Origin of the sequence: Pseudonocardia sp. P1 (genome assembly GCF_000178675.2) — a bacterium.
Lineage (GTDB): Bacteria > Actinomycetota > Actinomycetes > Mycobacteriales > Pseudonocardiaceae > Pseudonocardia.
Map to the genome: position 1 here is coordinate 1,425,810 of NZ_ADUJ02000001.1, position 14,962 is coordinate 1,440,771.

The window sequence follows — 14,962 nt, forward strand, 5'->3', positions numbered from 1 at the left end:
CAGCTCCCGCGTCCGTCCCGTCCGGCCGGGCCGAGGTCACCCCGGCCGGTGCCACCCCGCTGGACGACGCGCTGCCCCAGCACGTCGAGCGGGTGCTGGCCGGCTACCTCGACCGGCGCCGCACCGACGTCCTGGGCGTCGATCCGGCCGTCGCGCAGGCCGCCGACGCGCTCGCCGGCTTCGTGCTGGGCGGCGGGAAGCGGCTCCGGCCCACGTTCGCCTGGTGGGGCTGGCGCGGAGCGGGCGGCGACCCGGGTTCCGACCACGCCCAGGCGGTGCTGACCGCCGTCGCGTCGCTCGAGCTGATCCAGGCCTGCGCGCTGGTGCACGACGACCTGATGGACGCGTCCTCCACCCGCCGCGGCCGTCCGACGGTGCACGTCGAGTTCGCCAGGACGCACGCGGCGAACGACTGGTCCGGCCCGCCGGCCCGGTTCGGTGCGGCGGTCGCGATCCTCGTCGGCGACCTCGCCCAGGTGTGGGCCGACGACATGTTCCACTCCGCGGCGCTGCCCGACGGCGCGCACGGGCGGGCCGCCGAGCCGTGGCGGGCGATGCGCACCGAGGTGCTGGCCGGTCAGTACCTCGACGTGCTGGCGCAGGCCTCCGGCGACACCGCGGAGTCCACGGCGCTGCAGATCGACCGGTTCAAGACGGCCGCCTACACCGTGGAGCGCCCGCTGCACCTCGGCGCGGCGATCGCCGGCGCGGAACCGCAGGTGGTGAACGCCTACCGCCGCTACGGCGCGGACATCGGCGTCGCCTTCCAGCTGCGCGACGACTTGCTCGGCGTCTTCGGCGACCCCCGGGTGACCGGCAAGCCGGCCGGTGACGACCTGCGCGAGGGCAAGCGGACGCTGCTGGTCGCGGCCGGCCTGCAACGGGCCGAGCAGCGCGGCGACCCGGCCGCGCACGAGGCGATCACCGCGGCCCTCGGCGACCCCGGTCTCCCCGACGACGCGCTGGACCGGGCCCGGTCGGCGCTGGCCGAGCTGGGGGCGGTGCAGGCCGTCGAGCAGCGGATCGCGGCACTGACCGGGTCCGCGCTGGACGCCCTCGACGCCGCCCCGGTCGCCGAGCCGGGCCGGGCGCACCTGTTCGAGCTGGCCGAGCGCGCCACCCGGCGGGCCTGGTGAGACGGATCCCGGGCCGCACCGACCACGTCGTGGTGGTGGGTGCCGGGCTGGCCGGGCTGTCGGCCGCGCTGCACCTGCTCGGTGCGGGACGCCGCGTCACGATCGTCGAGCGCGAGGACGTGCCCGGTGGCCGGGCCGGACGCCTCGACGTCGCCGACGGGCACGGCACCTACCGGCTCGACACCGGCCCGACCGTCCTGACCATGCCGGAGCTGTTCGAGTCGGCACTGGCGGCCGTCGGCGAGACGACGGCGGACCGCCTCGACCTCGTCCGGCTCGACCCCGCCTACCGGGCCGAGTTCGCCGACGGCTCGGCGATCGCGGTGCACACCGACGCCGCCGCGATGGAGCACGAGATCCGCGAGACCTGCGGACCGGACTCGGCGGCCGGCTACCGGCGACTGCGCCGCTGGCTGACCGACCTCTACCGCGCCGAGATGGACTCCTTCATCGGCGCGAACATGGACTCGCCGTTCTCCCTGCTCGGCCCGGACCTCGCCCGGCTGGCCGCGCTCGGCGGGTTCGGCAGGCTGGGGCGGCGGATCGGCCGGTTCCTGCCCGACGAGCGACTGCGCCGGATCTTCTCGTTCCAGGCGCTCTACGCCGGCGTCGCCCCGCAGGACGCGCTCGGCGCCTACGGCGTGATCGCCTACATGGACACCGTCGCGGGGGTCTGGTTCCCCCGCGGCGGCATGCGCGCGATGGGCGACGGGCTGGCCGGAGCGGCCGCCGACGCCGGCGCCGACATCCACTACGGCCGCACGGTCACCGGCCTCGTGCGGTCCGGGGACCGGGTGACCGCCGTGCGGCACGCCGGTGCCGACGGCTCCGGCACGACCGAGACCGCGTGCGACGCCGTCGTCCTCACCCCGGAGCTGCCGGCGGCCTACGAGCTGCTGGGCGGCGCGCCCCGGCGCCCGCTGGGGCTGCGGTGGTCGCCCTCGGCGGTGGTCGTGCACGCCGGGGCCCCCGCACCGCGCCCCGGGACCGCGGAGCACCACCACACGATCTCGTTCGGCGCCGCCTGGGAGGGCACCTTCCGCGAGATCATCGACGACGGCCGCCTGATGAGCGACCCGTCGCTGCTGGTCACCCGGCCCGGGCTCACCGACCCGTCGCTGCAGCCCGCGGGACGCGAGGTGCTCAGCGTGCTGGCGCCGTGCCCGAACACCGACGTCGCCCCGGGCCTGGACTGGGAACGGGTCGGGCCCGCCTACGCCGAGGAGCTGTTCGGGGTGCTGGCCGACCGCGGGCTGCTCGATCCCGGCACCGGACCGAGCTGGACCCGGCTGTGGACCCCGCAGGACTGGGCGCGGGCCGGGATGGCCGCCGGGACGCCGTTCTCCGCCTCGCACACGCTGCCCCAGACCGGGCCCTTCCGGCCGCGGAACCTGGTGCCCGGTACGGCCAACGCGGTGCTCGCGGGCTGCGGCACAACACCGGGTGTCGGCATCCCGCCGGTGCTGATCTCGGGACGGCTCGCGGCCGAGCGGATCACCGGCCCCCGGGAGGCCGAACACGCCGGTCACGGTGCGGGGTCGCGGACGGTCCGCTGACGCCCCCGTGGGACGATCGACACCACCATGACCACCCAGCCATCGCCCCCGCTCCCCCGTCCGGCCGGCACCGTCCCGGCTGCTCCGGCCGGGGACGTGGGCGTCCCGCGGGCCGGCACGTGGTCGTCCCGTGCCGCCGGTCTCGCCGACCGGCTCGGCCGCCCGCCGCGCGGCGTGCTGCTGCTTGGCCTGGCGGGCACCGTCCTGATGCTGGTCGGCGCGCCGGGTGGCGGCGGGATCCCGGTACGGGACCCGGTGCTGGGCAACTCGTGGCTCTCGTTCTGGCGCTACGGCCACGGGCAGATGCTCGCCTCCGTCGTGATCTACACGGGGCTGGCACTGATGGTCTGGGCGTGGGTGCGGCTGGGCCGCGAGGTCCTCGCCCGGCGGACCGGTGGCCGGGCGGTGCTGACCGTGTCGGCGGTGTGGGTGCTGCCCATGCTGGTCACGCCCCCGCTGTTCACCCGGGACCCGTACAGCTACCTCGCCCAGGGCGCGCTGCCGCTGGCCGGGTACGACCCGTACGTCTTCGGCCCGGACGCGATGGGCGGGTTCCTCACCGACAACGTCCACTTCTTCTGGCAGGACACCCCGGCGCCGTACGGGCCGCTGTTCATCCTGCTGGCCCAGGGCGTCGTCCTGCTGACCGGCAACAACGTGCTGCTCGGCGTGATCCTCATGCGGCTCTCGCTGGTCACCGGCGTGCTGCTGATGATCGCGGTGCTGCCGGCACTGACCCGCCGGCTGGGCGGGCGGCCCGCGGTCGCGCTGTGGATCGCCGTCGCCAACCCCGTGATGATCGTCCACATGATCGGCGGGGTGCACAACGACCTGCTGGTCGTCGGCCTGCTGCCGCTGGCCGCGCTGCTGGCCCTGCGCGACCGGTTCGTCGCGGCGGTGGCCGTCGCCTCGCTCGCGATGGCGGTCAAGGCCTCGGCCGGGCTGATCCTGCCGTTCCTCGTCCTGGTGTGGGCCGCGAGGCTCACCGGCGGCTTCTGGTCGCGGCTGGTCCGGGCCGGGGTCCCGTCGGTGCTGGTGTACCTCGTCGTGTTCGGCGGGTGCACCTGGTTGTCCGGGTTCGGCCTGGGCTGGCTGCCCGCGCTCAGCGCTCCGTCGATGATCGTGAACTGGCTGTCCTGGTCCACCGGCGCCGGGCAGGCCGCCGCGGCCGTGGCGGGGATGTTCGCCGAGGACCTGAACGAGCAGGCGTTCGTCGAGGTGGCGCGGGCGATCGGTGGCGGCGTGCTCGCCCTGGTGATCGCGGCGCTGTGGTGGCGGGCCCGGGTGGGCGGTGCGGCCGCGATCAGCTGCGCCGCGGTCGCCATGGCGTTCGCGGCGGTCCTGTCGCCGACCACGCTGCCGTGGTACCTGAGCTGGGGCTTCTGCCTGCTCGCGATGGCGGCGTGGAGCACCCGCGGGCTCCAGTGGGTGGTCCTCGGCTCGGTGTGGCTGATGATCGTCTACTTCCCGAACGGCGAGACCGCGCTCTACGCGTGGCCGTACCTGGCGCTGTGCGCCGCGGTGGGGGTGCTGGCGGCGCTGTCGCTGGTGCGCACCGACCCGCTGGGCCTGCGCCGCGACCGTCCCGACGTCCCCGGTGCCACCCTGGTGCCCGACGGTGCGGCCGGCCGCGGCTGACCGGGCCGGGCGGGTCGAGCTCGACGCCGCCGGCCTGACCGACCCCGCCCTGCGCGCGGCGTACGCCGCCTGCCGCGACCTGCACGCCGAGCACGGCCGCACCTACTTCCTGGCCACCCGGCTGCTGCCGCCGGGACGGCGGATCGACATCCACGCGCTCTACGGCTTCGCCCGGTACGCCGACGAGATCGTCGACGACCCGGACGGCGCCGGTGGCGGTGAGCCGCACATCCGCCTCGACGCGCTCGACGCCGAACTCGAGGCGGCGCTCGGCGGTGCGCCGCTGCCCGGCAGCCGCCCCGAGGTGGTCGCCGTCGCCGAGACCGCGCGCCGGCACGCGCTGGACCCGCAGCTGTTCCGGGACTTCATGGTCTCGATGCGGATGGACCTGACCGTCTCCGGCTACCCGACCGACGACGATCTCGCCGTCTACGTGCACGGCTCGGCCGCGGTGATCGGTCTGCAGACGCTGCCCGTGCTCGGGACGGTGGCGCCCCGCGCCGAGGCGGAGCCGCACGCCGCGTTGCTCGGCGTCGCCTTCCAGATGACGAACTTCCTGCGCGACGTCGGCGAGGACCTCGACCGCGGTCGCGTCTACCTGCCCGCCGACGAGCTGGCGGCGTTCGGCGTCGACCGCGAGCTGCTGGCCTGGTCGCGGCGCACCGGCCGGGCCGATCCCCGGGTGCGCCGGGCGATCGCCCACCTGGTCGCCCGCACGCGGGCCACCTACCGCCGCGCCGACCCGGGGATCCCGATGCTGGAGCCGGTGTCGCGGGCCTGCGTCGGTGCGGCCCGGACGCTCTACTCCGAGATCCTCGACGGGATCGCCGACGCCGGCTACGACGTGCTGCGCCGGCGCGTCGCGGTGCCGAACCGGCGCCGGGCCGCCGTGGCGCTCCCCCGGCTGGGGCGCGCGCTCGCGGTGCGCGGGATGCAGGTCGCGGCCGAGCGGGCCGGACGGGCCGGGCGCGGGCGGTAGCCGCCCCCGGGCAGCGCGAGGGGGTCAGAACGCCATGGCCTGCGCGCGGCGCTTGATCTCCTTCTGCCGCCCCGCCCTGAGCGCACCGATCGGCGACCCGCCCAGCGACTCGTCCTCGGTGAACAGCCAGGCGAGGATCTCGCGGTCCTCGAAACCGCCGTCACGCAGCACCATGATCGTGCCGGACAGGCCGCGGATCACGTCCTGGCCGTCCAGGAACACCGCCGGGACGACGACCTCGCGCTCGTGGCGCAGCGACAGCAGCTGGCCCTCACGCACCAGCTGGACGACGCGGGAGGCAGGGATCGACAGCCGCTCGGCGACCTCGGAGACGGTCAGCGTCTCCTCGGTGACGGCCGCGGGAAGGGACTCGCTCACAGCCGGACACTGTTCCATACCGGCCCGCGCGCGCCACAGCGGTCCGCACGCCGTGTCGCCACGGGTCGCCACGGGTCGCCACGGGTCGCCACGGGTCGCCACGGGTCGCGGGCCGGTCACCGGCGGTCGCGGCGGGCGCACACGCCGGACCACCCGCACGGACGGTGACCGCCGCTGAAGTAGCCTTCCCGGCGTGAGCTCACCGTCCGGACCGGCCGATCCCGGCACGCCGGGTGGGGCCGCCGGGCGGATCGTGGCCGACGGCCCCGGCCCGGTGCTGCTCGACGGCCGCTACGCCGTCGGGCCCGTGCTGGCCCGCGGCGGCATGTCCACCGTCTACCACGGCACCGACACCCGGCTCGAGCGCGCCGTCGCCATCAAGGTGATGGACCCGCGGATGGCCGGGGACCACGCGTTCCGGACCCGTTTCGACCGGGAGGCGCGGCTCGCCGCCCGGATCGACCACCCGGCCGTCGTCGCCGTGTACGACCGGGGCACCGTCCCGGCCGGGCCGCTGGGCGAGCCGAGCCTGTTCGTCGTCATGGAGCTGGTCGACGGCGGCACCCTGCGCGACGTCCTGCGGGCCCGCGGCGCGCTCGGCCTCCCGGCCGCCGTGCAGGTGCTCGAACCGGTGCTGGCCGGGCTGGCCCGCGCGCACCGGCTCGGCATGGTGCACCGCGACGTGAAGCCGGAGAACGTGCTGATCGCCGCGACCGGCGAGGTCAAGGTCGCCGACTTCGGGCTGCTCACCGCGGCCGCGGAGGCCGGTGTCAGCCACGCCGGGATGATCCTCGGGACGATGGCCTACCTCTCCCCCGAGCAGGTCGTCTCCGGCCGCGCCGACGGCCGCAGCGACGTCTACGCCGCCGGCGTCGTCCTCTACGAGATGCTGACCGGCCAGCCGCCGTACACCGCGGACAACCCGCTGTCGGTGGCCTACCGGCACGTGAACGAGGACGTCCCGCCGCCGTCGGCCCTCGTGCCCGGGCTGCCGCCCGCGGTGGACGAGCTGGTCGCCCGGGCCACCGCCCGCGACCCCGACGACCGCCCGGTCGACGCCGAGCACTTGCGCCGCGAGCTCCTCGCGGTCGCCGACCGGCTCGGTCTGCCCCGCACCGGCGTCCCCCGCCCGCCCGGGCCGCCCCCGCCCGACGACGGCGTCACCCTGCCGGCCGGTCCGCGGCGGGTCCGTCCGGACGCGGCCGCCGAGGCGACGCCGCACGGCACCCGGGTGCAGGCCCGCGGCGCGCACGGCACCGCGGTCACCCCGGCCGCCGAGCCGGAGGCGCTGTCCCGGGCGGAGCTCGGTGCCCAGCGGCGCCGCGGCCGCCGGGTCTTCGCGCTGTGGATGGTGCTGCTGGTGCTGCTCGCGGCGCTGGCCGGGACCGGCGCATGGTGGCTCGGATCGGGCCGCTGGACGACCATGCCCGCCGTCGCCGGCCTGGACCGCGAACGCGCCACCGCCCTGATCGCCGAGTCCGACCTCACCCCGACGATCACCGAACGCGCCGAGGACGACGTCGCGCCGGACCTCGTCGCCGAGGTCACGCCGGCCCCGGAGACCCGGGTGCTGCGCGGCTCGACGGTCACGCTGTTCGTCTCCACCGGGCGCCCCGCGGTGCCGGACGTGCCGGCCGGCAGCGCCGTCGCCGACGCCGAGGCCGCGATCCGGGAGGCCGGGCTCACCCCGGTCCGGTCGACGGGCGCCGACGAGTACAGCTCCGACGTCCCGGCCGGTGCGGTGATCCGGACCGACCCGCAGCCGGGCACCCGGGTCCCCGGCGGATCCGCGGTGACCCTCGTGACCAGCCGGGGTGCCGAACCGGCCCCGCCGCCGACCACGGAGGCGCCGCCGCCGTCGTCGCCCTCGATGCCGTTCGTGATCGGGATGAGCACCGACGAGGCCGAGGAGCTGCTCGAGTCGCAGGGCTACGACGTCGAGATCGACCGCAGCTTCCCGTTCGGGCGCCGCGACGGCCGCGTGGTGGGCCAGGACCCGTCCGCGGGCGACTCCGCCGAGCCCGGCGACACCGTCACCCTCACCGTGCTCTGAGGCGGCGCGGTCACAGGCCGAACCGCTCCCGCTCCGCGGGCGTGATCTCCGGGAGCTGCGCACCGGCTGCGGTGACCGCGAACGCGCCGACCCGCACGGCGTAGCGGGCGGCACCGGCGAGCGGGTCCCCCGCGGCGAGCCGGACGGCGACGGCGGCGAGGAACGCGTCCCCGGACCCGGTGGTGTCCACCGGGGACACCACCGGTGCCTCCACGGTGGTCGTCGTGCCCCGGTCGTCGACCTCGCAGCCGCGGGCCCCGCGGGTGACGACCGAGCGCGGGACCGGGTGCTCCCCCAGCAGCGCCGCCTCGTGCTCGTTGACCACCAGCACGTCGGTGGCCTCCAGCAGCCCGTCCGGCACCGGGCCGAACGGGGACAGGTTGAGCAGCACGGTGACCCCGGCCGCCCGGGCGGCACGCGCCGCGGCGAGCACCGTCTCCAGCGGACTCTCCAGGGAGAGGGTGAGCACCGCGGCGCCGTCGAACGGGGGCAGGTCCGCGGCCGTGAGCGTCCGGTTCGCGCCCGGCGAGACGACGATCGTGTTGTCCGCCGCCGCGTCGACGGTGATCACGGCGGTGCCGGTGGCGGTGTCGTCGCGGGTGGCGACCCGGGAGACGTCCGCACCGGCCGCGGCGACGGCGTCGCGCACCAGCGCCCCGTGCGCGTCCGCACCGGTCACGCCGACCATGGCGACGTCCCCGCCGAGCCGGGCGGCGGCGACGGCCTGGTTGGCGCCCTTCCCGCCGGGCCCGACGACGAGGTCGGCGCCGGCGACCGTCTCCCCCGCCGTGGGGAACCGCTCGGTGCGCACCACCAGGTCGGCGTTGAGCGAGCCGACCACCACCACGTCGTTCATGCGGGTCCTCTCGTGTTCCGTCGTCACCGCGACACCGCGGGTGCGGTCCGGTCGTCGGCGGTCTCCGCCGCCGCCGGGCGCGGGATCAGCAGCGACATCGCCAGCGCGCAGGCCGTGCAGACCGCGCCGACCAGCATGCCCGCCGAGTACCCGGCGGTACCGGCCTGGTCCACCCCGCCGACCGCCACCTGCACCGCGGGCAGGATCACGAAGCTGATCCCGGCGCCCAGGTTGAACGCACCGGCGTTGAGGCCGGGCAGCATCCCCGGGTTGCCCGCCGGGGACAGGACGACGCCCAGCCCGTTCAGCACGATGTTCGCGATCCCGGCGTAGGTGACGCCGAGCAGCAGGGTCGCGACGACCAGCATCGGGAACGACCGCACCCCGGCGAACGCCATGAACAGCGTCGCGGCCACGCTGCCGGCGAGGCCGATCCGCAGCACGGTCCGGTAGCCAAGGACCGGCGCGATCCGCCCCGCGAACGGGCCGACGACCCAACCGACCAGCGCGTACGGGGCGAGCAGCACCAGCGCGGTGAGGTCGGCCGGGAGGCCGAACCCGGCGTCGGTGTTCTGGGCGAGCGAGGCGACCAGGCCGTTCACCACGGCGAACACGCCGGTCATGGTGAGCAGGGTGGTGCCGAGCGTCGCCCAGGTCGCGCGGCGGCGCAGGTCCGCGGTCGCGATCAGCGGCTGCTCGGTGCGGTCCTGAAGCCGCCAGAACACGACGAACGACGCGACCGCGACCAGGCCGTACACCGCGACGAGCGCCCACCTCGCGTCCGCGAGACCACCCGCCTCGTCGAAGGCCAGCAGCAGCGCCCCGACCGAGACGACGAGCGGGACGACGCCGCGCCAGTCCATCCGGGTCCCGGCCGACGGGCGCGAGTCCACTCCCCACACCGCGACGAGCACGAGCGCCACGACCGTCGTCGCCGCGATCACCCAGAAGATCGCCCGGAAGCCGTGCGCGGTGGCGAGCCAGCCGCCGAGCAGCGCGTCGACACCGGCGACACCGCCGTTGACCGCGGTGATGAGTCCCAGCGCCGCACCGTACCGGCGGGGATCGGCGATCTCGCTGCGCAGCATGAGGAGTCCGATGGGGACGACCGGGCCGGTGACGCCCTGGAGGATCCGGCCCGCGAAGAGCATCTCGACCGACACCGCGAGCGCCGCGACGATGCTGCCGACGAGCATCACCGCCAGCATGACGAGCAGGGTCCGCCGCCGGCCGACGATGTCGGACAGTCGCGGCAGGAACAGCGAGAACATCGCCGCGAGGGTGAAGAACATCGTCTGCGAGAGGCCGACGGTGGCGTCGTCGGTGCCCAGTTCGCGGGCCATGGTGACCAGCGCGGGGCTGAGCATCGAGGCGTTGAGCTGGAAGGCGACGCAGGCGGCGAGGACGGCGACGACGAGCGTCGCCGTCCCCCGGCGGGTGGCGGTCACGCGGGCTGCTCCGATGCGACGACGGGGGCGGCGACCGGAGCGGCGACGGGTGCGGCGACGATGGGGTCGCCGATCCGGGTCAGCGCACCGACCACCAGGTCCCAGAACCGGCCGTGGTCGAGCTCGCGCGCGGCGTACGTGCGGCACCCCTCCGGCGCGGGCCCGCGCAGGTCGGCGACGGTCATGCCGGTCGTGTGCCGCCCGGTCGTCTCGACGACGAGCGGCACCGGCACCGCGCGGACGACCGTCGGGTCGATGACGTGGGCGACGGCGCACGGGTCGTGCACCGGCGGGGCGTCGAAGCCCTGCACGTCGCGGTAGGTGCCGGCGAAGAAGTCGAGGAGCTCGTCGACGAAGCGGGCCGGGCCGGTCCCGACGGCGCGGATCGCCTCGCGCACCTCCGGGCCCGCGACGGCCTGGTGGGTCAGGTCGAGCCCGACCATCACGACCTCCCAGCCCGCGGAGAACACGATGTCCGCGGCCTCGGGGTCGATGGCGATGTTGAACTCGGCGACCGCGGTCCGGTTCCCGACGCCGACGCCGCCGCCCATGAGCACGACCCGCTTCACACGCTCCACGATCTCCGGGGCGCGCCGTGCGGCCAGCGCGATGTTGGTCAGCCCGCCGGTCGGGACGAGCGTGACGGTGCCCGGCTCGTGCGCCAGCACGGTCTCGACGATCAGGTCGACCGCGTGCGCGCCGACGACGCCGAACGCGGGCTCGGGCAGCTCCGGCCCGTCCAGCCCGGACTCACCGTGGATGTCGGCGGCGACCTCGATCTCCCGCAGCAGCGGCCGGTCGGCGCCCGCGGCGAACGGGACGCCGGTGATCCCGGCCATCGTCGCGACCGACAGCGCGTTGCGGGTGACCTTCGCCAGGGTCTGGTTGCCGACCACGGTCGTGACGGCGAGCAGCTCGATCCCCGGGTCGCCGTGCGCGAGCAGCAGCGCGATCGCGTCGTCGTGTCCCGGATCGCAGTCCAGGACGATCTTCTCCGCCATGCGCGGCACCCACCTCGTCGTAGATCGTCGCCCGGGTGCTCCGGGCGTGGCCACACTGACTCGTCAAGCGCGTGACGTCAAGCGTTTGATGGATGGTCGCGACCGGTAGGCTCGGCGGATGACCGCAGGGGGTACGCGGCGGGTGACCGCGGCGATGGTGGCCGAGCGCGCGGGGACCAGCGTGTCGACCGTGTCGCTGGTGGTGAACGGCAAGTCCCGCGGCCGGGTGTCACCGGTGATCACCGAGCGGGTCCGCGACGCCGTGTCGGAGCTGGGCTACGTCGTCGACCACGCGGCCAGCTCGCTCGCCCGGGGGCGCACCGACCTGGTCGTGCTGCTGGCCCCGGACCTGCCCAACCCGTACTTCGGCCGGGTCGCCACCGGCATCCGGGAGGCGCTCGGCGACCGGCACCAGCTGATGCTGTCGGTGATCCCGGGCGGCGAGCAGCCCACCGCCGACGACGTCCGCCGGGTCGTCGCGTTCCGCCCCGCCGGCCTGCTGGTGCACGCGCCGGCACCGTCGTTCCTGGACGATCTCGACCCGGGCGGGCCGCCGGTCGTGCTGCTCGACGCCCCCGGCTTCGAGGACCGGGCCGCGACCGTCACCTTCGACCTCCGGCCGGGAGTGCACGCCCTGGTCCGGCACCTCGCCGCGACCGGCCACCGCACGGTGGCCTACCTGGACGGGTCCACCCCGTCGGCGACCTTCACGTTGCGCCGCGACCTGCTGCGCGACGTCGCGGCCGACCACGGGCTGACCGTCCTCGGTGCCGGGGGCGACGGTGCCGTCGCCGCCGGGCTGACCCTCGACGCCGCCGCCGACACCGCGGTCGCCGCGCTGCCGGGCTGGCGGGCCTCCGGGGCCACCGCGGTCGTCGCGGCCGCCGACACCCTCGCCTACGGGGTGCTCGCCGCGGCCCGGCGGCTGGGGCTGGACGTGCCGGGCGACCTCGCCGTCGCCGGGTTCGACGATCTGCCCTACTCCCGGGTCACCGCACCGGCGCTGACCAGCGTGGCGCTGCCCGCCGAGGAGCTGGGGCGGGCAGCGGCGCTGCGGCTCACCGCGTTGCTCGGCGGCGACCCGGGCGGCCCGGTCGCCGCGCTCACCTCCCGGCTGGCGGTCCGGGACAGCACGGGCTGACCCGGCCGCCGTCGGCCGCCGTCAGCCGCGCAGCATCTCCGCGACGAGGAACGCCAGCTCCAGGCTCTGCTGCGTGTTGAGCCGCGGGTCGCAGGCGGTCTCGTAGCGGCCGGCCAGGTCGGTGTCGGAGATCCGCTGCGCACCACCGAGGCACTCGGTGACGTCCTCCCCGGTGACCTCGACGTGGATGCCGCCCGGGTGCGTGCCCAGGGCACGGTGCACCTCGAAGAAGCCCTGCACCTCGTCGACGATCCGGTCGAAGTGCCGGGTCTTGTAGCCGGTGGAGGCCTCGTGGGTGTTGCCGTGCATCGGGTCGCACTGCCAGATCACCTTGTGCCCGGAGGCGGTGACCTTCTCGACGATCGCCGGGAGCACGTCGCGGACCTTGTCGTTGCCCATCCGGGAGATGAGCGACAGCCGGCCGGGCCGGTTGTGCGGGTCGAGCCGCTCCACGTACTCGACCGCCTGGTCGGGCGTCGTCGAGGGGCCGATCTTCATGCCGATCGGGTTGGCCAGCAGCTCCGCGAACGCGACGTGCGCGCCGTCGAGCTGGCGGGTGCGCTCACCGATCCAGAGGAAGTGCGTGGACAGGTCGAACAGCCGCGGGGCGCCGGTCGCCGGGTCCTCCTCGCGCTCGAGATCGAGGCGGAGCATGGCCCGCTCGTAGTCGAGCAGCAGCGCCTCGTGGCTGGCGTAGAACTCGACCTGGTGCAGGTTGTGGTCCTGCACGCCGCAGGCGTCCATGAACCGGACGGCCCGGTCGATCTCGGCCGCGACGGCCTCGTACCGCACCCCGGCGGCCGAGGTCCGGACGAAGTCCTTGTTCCAGTCGTGGACCTTGGTCAGGTCCGCCATACCGGTCGCGGTCAGCCCGCGGACCAGGTTCATCGCGGCCGAGGCGTTGGCGTACGCACGGACCATCCGCGACGGGTCCGGGATCCGGGCCTCCGGGTCGGGCTGCAGCGCGTTCACGATGTCGCCCCGGTAGGACGGCAGCCCGGCGGAGTCCACCGGGGAACTGCGCGGCTTGGCGTACTGGCCGGCGATCCGGCCGACCTTCACCACCGGCAGCGACGCGCCGTAGGTCAGCACGACGGCCATCTGCAGCAGCGTGCGGATGGTTGCGCGGATGTGCGGCTCGGTGTTGTCGACGAAGGTCTCGGCGCAGTCGCCGCCCTGCAGCAGGAACGCCTCGCCGTTCGCCACCTCGGCGAGCCGCTGCTGGAGGCGGTCCACCTCGGGCGGCAGCACGACCGGCGGCACCGACTCGAGGACCTTGCGCACGTCGCCCACACGGGACGGCTCGGGCCACTCGGGCTGCTGCGCAGCGGGGCGGGAGAGGGCGTCGTCCAGGGCGGAGCGCAGGTCCGCGGGCAGCGGCGGCAGCTCCGGGAGGACGTCGATCGGCGCGTCGACGGACCAGTTCACGCCGACCAGACTAGGCCCGCGCCCCCGGTGCGGGAGCCCCGGCCCCCGTGCCGAGGGTCTCCGCGATCACTTCCCAGCGGCGCAGGTTGTGCCGGGCGTCGGCGAGCGCGTCGTGCGCCTCCCGCGGCGGCGGGGGCAGGGTGGGCCGGCCGGCGTCCTCCCAGCGCTGGCGCAGCTCGCGGGTGAACCGCGGCATCGACCGCGGCAGCGCGGGCATGGCGCCCCAGAGCTGGCAGAGCGCGACGTGGTCGTAGGCGGCGATCCAGGCCCACAGCTCGACGTCGCCGGGGGCCGAGGTGCAGAACTCCAGGACCTCGTCGCGGATCCGGGAGCGTGACATCCACGCCCGGGACGACGGCGACGGCAGCTTGGGCAGCACGTTCGCGCGCACCCACTTGCCGGCCCGGCCGGGGTCGAACTCGGTGGAGACCGCGTAGAACTCGCGGCCGTCCTCACCGACGATGCCGATCGACACCAGCTCGATGGTGGTGCCGTCCTCGATGAACTCGCAGTCGTAGAAGAAGCGCATGGTCCGACCTGTGTACCCCGGTGCTCAGCTGGCGCGGGAGTCGGGCACGTGGGCGTCCGGCCGCTGACCGGACGAGCGGGACGGCGCGGGCGGCGGAGCGCCCGACGCGGCCTTCTCCTTCACCGACGCGGCGTACAGGTCCACGTAGGTCTGGCCGGACAGCTCCATCAGCGAGTACATGATCTCGTCGGTCATCGACCGCTCGATGAACCGGTCCCCCGCCATGCCCTCGTACCGGGAGAAGTCCAGCGGCTCCCCGATCACGATCTTGACCTTGCGCGGGCGCCACATCTTCGAGCCGATCGGGTTGACCCGGTCGGTGCCGACCATGGCCACCGGGATCACCGGGACGCCGGCCTCCAGCGCCATCCGGGCCACGCCGGTCTTGCCCTTGTAGAGCTTGCCGTCGGGCGAGCGGGTGCCCTCCGGGTAGATCCCGAGCAGCTTCCCCTCACCGAGCAGCCGCACCGCGGTGTCCATCGCCGCCCGGGCCGCGGACCCGCCGGAGCGGTCCACCGGCACCTGCCCGACGCCGGTGAAGAACACCTTCTTGAACCAGCCGCGCAGGCCCGGCTCGGTGAAGTACTCGCGCTTCGCGAGGAACGTGACCCGCCGCGGCAGCATCAGCGGCAGGAAGAACGAGTCGGCGACGGCGAGGTGGTTGCTGGCGAGGATCGCCCCACCGTTCGCGGGGACGCGCTCCGCGTCCCGGACCTCGGGTCGGCAGAACAGCCGCATCAACGGGCCGAGCAGCACGAACTTGGACCACCAGTACAGCACCCTGCGCTGCCTCCCTACCGACTTCGCGGCGTCAGCCTA

13 protein-coding genes are annotated in these 14,962 nt (G+C 75.3%); 6 read left to right on the forward strand and 7 right to left on the reverse strand.

Going from position 1 to position 14,962, the window contains the following annotated elements:
- Nucleotides 1–59 precede the first annotated feature (59 nt).
- From PP1_RS06110 to PP1_RS06125, 4 genes are read left to right on the forward strand one after another with little or no spacing between them, the layout of a single operon-like run.
- A complete protein-coding gene (locus tag PP1_RS06110; RefSeq protein ID WP_029239599.1) occupies nt 60–1,136 on the forward strand; it encodes a polyprenyl synthetase family protein in 1,077 nt (358 codons plus the stop codon).
- Nucleotides 1,133–2,692, forward strand: coding sequence for a phytoene desaturase family protein (gene crtI, locus PP1_RS06115; protein WP_010231354.1), 1,560 nt, complete (start codon nt 1,133–1,135; stop codon nt 2,690–2,692). Before PP1_RS06110 ends, crtI begins: the two co-directional genes overlap by 4 nt.
- Before the next feature lie 27 nt (nt 2,693–2,719).
- On the forward strand, nt 2,720–4,330 hold the full coding sequence (gene mptB, locus PP1_RS06120; RefSeq protein WP_075314114.1) for a polyprenol phosphomannose-dependent alpha 1,6 mannosyltransferase MptB: 1,611 nt from the start codon (nt 2,720–2,722) through the stop codon (nt 4,328–4,330).
- Nucleotides 4,311–5,309: a phytoene/squalene synthase family protein gene (locus tag PP1_RS06125; RefSeq protein WP_075314113.1), complete on the forward strand. Its 999-nt coding sequence runs from the start codon at nt 4,311–4,313 to the stop codon at nt 5,307–5,309. The genes mptB and PP1_RS06125 overlap by 20 nt, the downstream gene beginning before the upstream one ends.
- 24 nt (nt 5,310–5,333) lie before the next feature.
- Here the strand turns inward: PP1_RS06125 and PP1_RS06130 are convergent, their stop codons facing one another.
- A complete protein-coding gene (locus tag PP1_RS06130; protein WP_337819665.1) occupies nt 5,334–5,687 on the reverse strand; it encodes an Rv2175c family DNA-binding protein in 354 nt (117 codons plus the stop codon).
- 193 nt (nt 5,688–5,880) lie between these two features.
- Between PP1_RS06130 and pknB the strand changes: the two genes are divergently transcribed.
- Nucleotides 5,881–7,740 (forward strand): Stk1 family PASTA domain-containing Ser/Thr kinase, encoded by a 1,860-nt coding sequence (pknB, locus tag PP1_RS06135; protein WP_139323836.1) that lies wholly within the window; start codon nt 5,881–5,883, stop codon nt 7,738–7,740.
- Between the two features lie 10 nt (nt 7,741–7,750).
- On the opposite strand, the gene PP1_RS06140 is transcribed toward pknB, so the two are convergent.
- Genes PP1_RS06140 through uriH form a run of 3 tightly spaced genes read right to left on the reverse strand, consistent with a single transcriptional unit; the run spans nt 7,751 to nt 11,045 of the window.
- The gene (locus tag PP1_RS06140) at nt 7,751–8,596 is read right to left on the reverse strand and encodes a ribokinase (protein WP_010229431.1); all 846 of its coding nucleotides are present in this window, start codon (nt 8,594–8,596) and stop codon (nt 7,751–7,753) included.
- Between the two features lie 23 nt (nt 8,597–8,619).
- Nucleotides 8,620–10,044, reverse strand: a complete 1,425-nt coding sequence (gene uriT / locus PP1_RS06145; RefSeq protein WP_010229429.1) for a uridine transporter UriT — start codon at nt 10,042–10,044, stop codon at nt 8,620–8,622.
- Nucleotides 10,041–11,045 carry a uridine-preferring nucleoside hydrolase UriH gene (gene uriH / locus PP1_RS06150; RefSeq protein WP_010229426.1) on the reverse strand — a complete coding sequence of 335 codons (1,005 nt, stop codon included), beginning with the start codon at nt 11,043–11,045 and terminating at the stop codon, nt 10,041–10,043. Before uriH ends, uriT begins: the two co-directional genes overlap by 4 nt.
- A gap of 118 nt (nt 11,046–11,163) precedes the next feature.
- Between uriH and PP1_RS06155 the strand changes: the two genes are divergently transcribed.
- On the forward strand, nt 11,164–12,186 hold the full coding sequence (locus tag PP1_RS06155) for a LacI family DNA-binding transcriptional regulator (protein ID WP_060572704.1): 1,023 nt from the start codon (nt 11,164–11,166) through the stop codon (nt 12,184–12,186).
- A 21-nt stretch (nt 12,187–12,207) separates the two neighbouring features.
- Here the strand turns inward: PP1_RS06155 and PP1_RS06160 are convergent, their stop codons facing one another.
- From PP1_RS06160 to PP1_RS06170, 3 genes are read right to left on the reverse strand one after another with little or no spacing between them, the layout of a single operon-like run.
- Entirely contained in the window at nt 12,208–13,614 is a 1,407-nt protein-coding gene (locus PP1_RS06160) for a class II 3-deoxy-7-phosphoheptulonate synthase (RefSeq protein ID WP_010237172.1), read from the reverse strand.
- A 10-nt stretch (nt 13,615–13,624) separates the two neighbouring features.
- A complete protein-coding gene (locus PP1_RS06165; RefSeq protein WP_010237170.1) occupies nt 13,625–14,143 on the reverse strand; it encodes a polyadenylate-specific 3'-exoribonuclease AS in 519 nt (172 codons plus the stop codon).
- A 24-nt stretch (nt 14,144–14,167) separates the two neighbouring features.
- Nucleotides 14,168–14,923, reverse strand: coding sequence for a lysophospholipid acyltransferase family protein (locus PP1_RS06170; RefSeq protein ID WP_010237167.1), 756 nt, complete (start codon nt 14,921–14,923; stop codon nt 14,168–14,170).
- Nucleotides 14,924–14,962 lie beyond the last annotated feature (39 nt).

Coding starts and splice junctions, on each gene's coding strand:
- mptB (WP_075314114.1), top strand. CDS start 2,720: ATGACCACCCAGCCATCGCCCCCGCTCCCCCGTCCGGCCGGCACCGTC.
- PP1_RS06140 (WP_010229431.1), bottom strand. CDS start 8,596: ATGAACGACGTGGTGGTGGTCGGCTCGCTCAACGCCGACCTGGTGGTG.
- PP1_RS06155 (WP_060572704.1), top strand. CDS start 11,164: ATGACCGCAGGGGGTACGCGGCGGGTGACCGCGGCGATGGTGGCCGAG.
- uriH (WP_010229426.1), bottom strand. CDS start 11,045: ATGGCGGAGAAGATCGTCCTGGACTGCGATCCGGGACACGACGACGCG.
- PP1_RS06165 (WP_010237170.1), bottom strand. CDS start 14,143: ATGCGCTTCTTCTACGACTGCGAGTTCATCGAGGACGGCACCACCATC.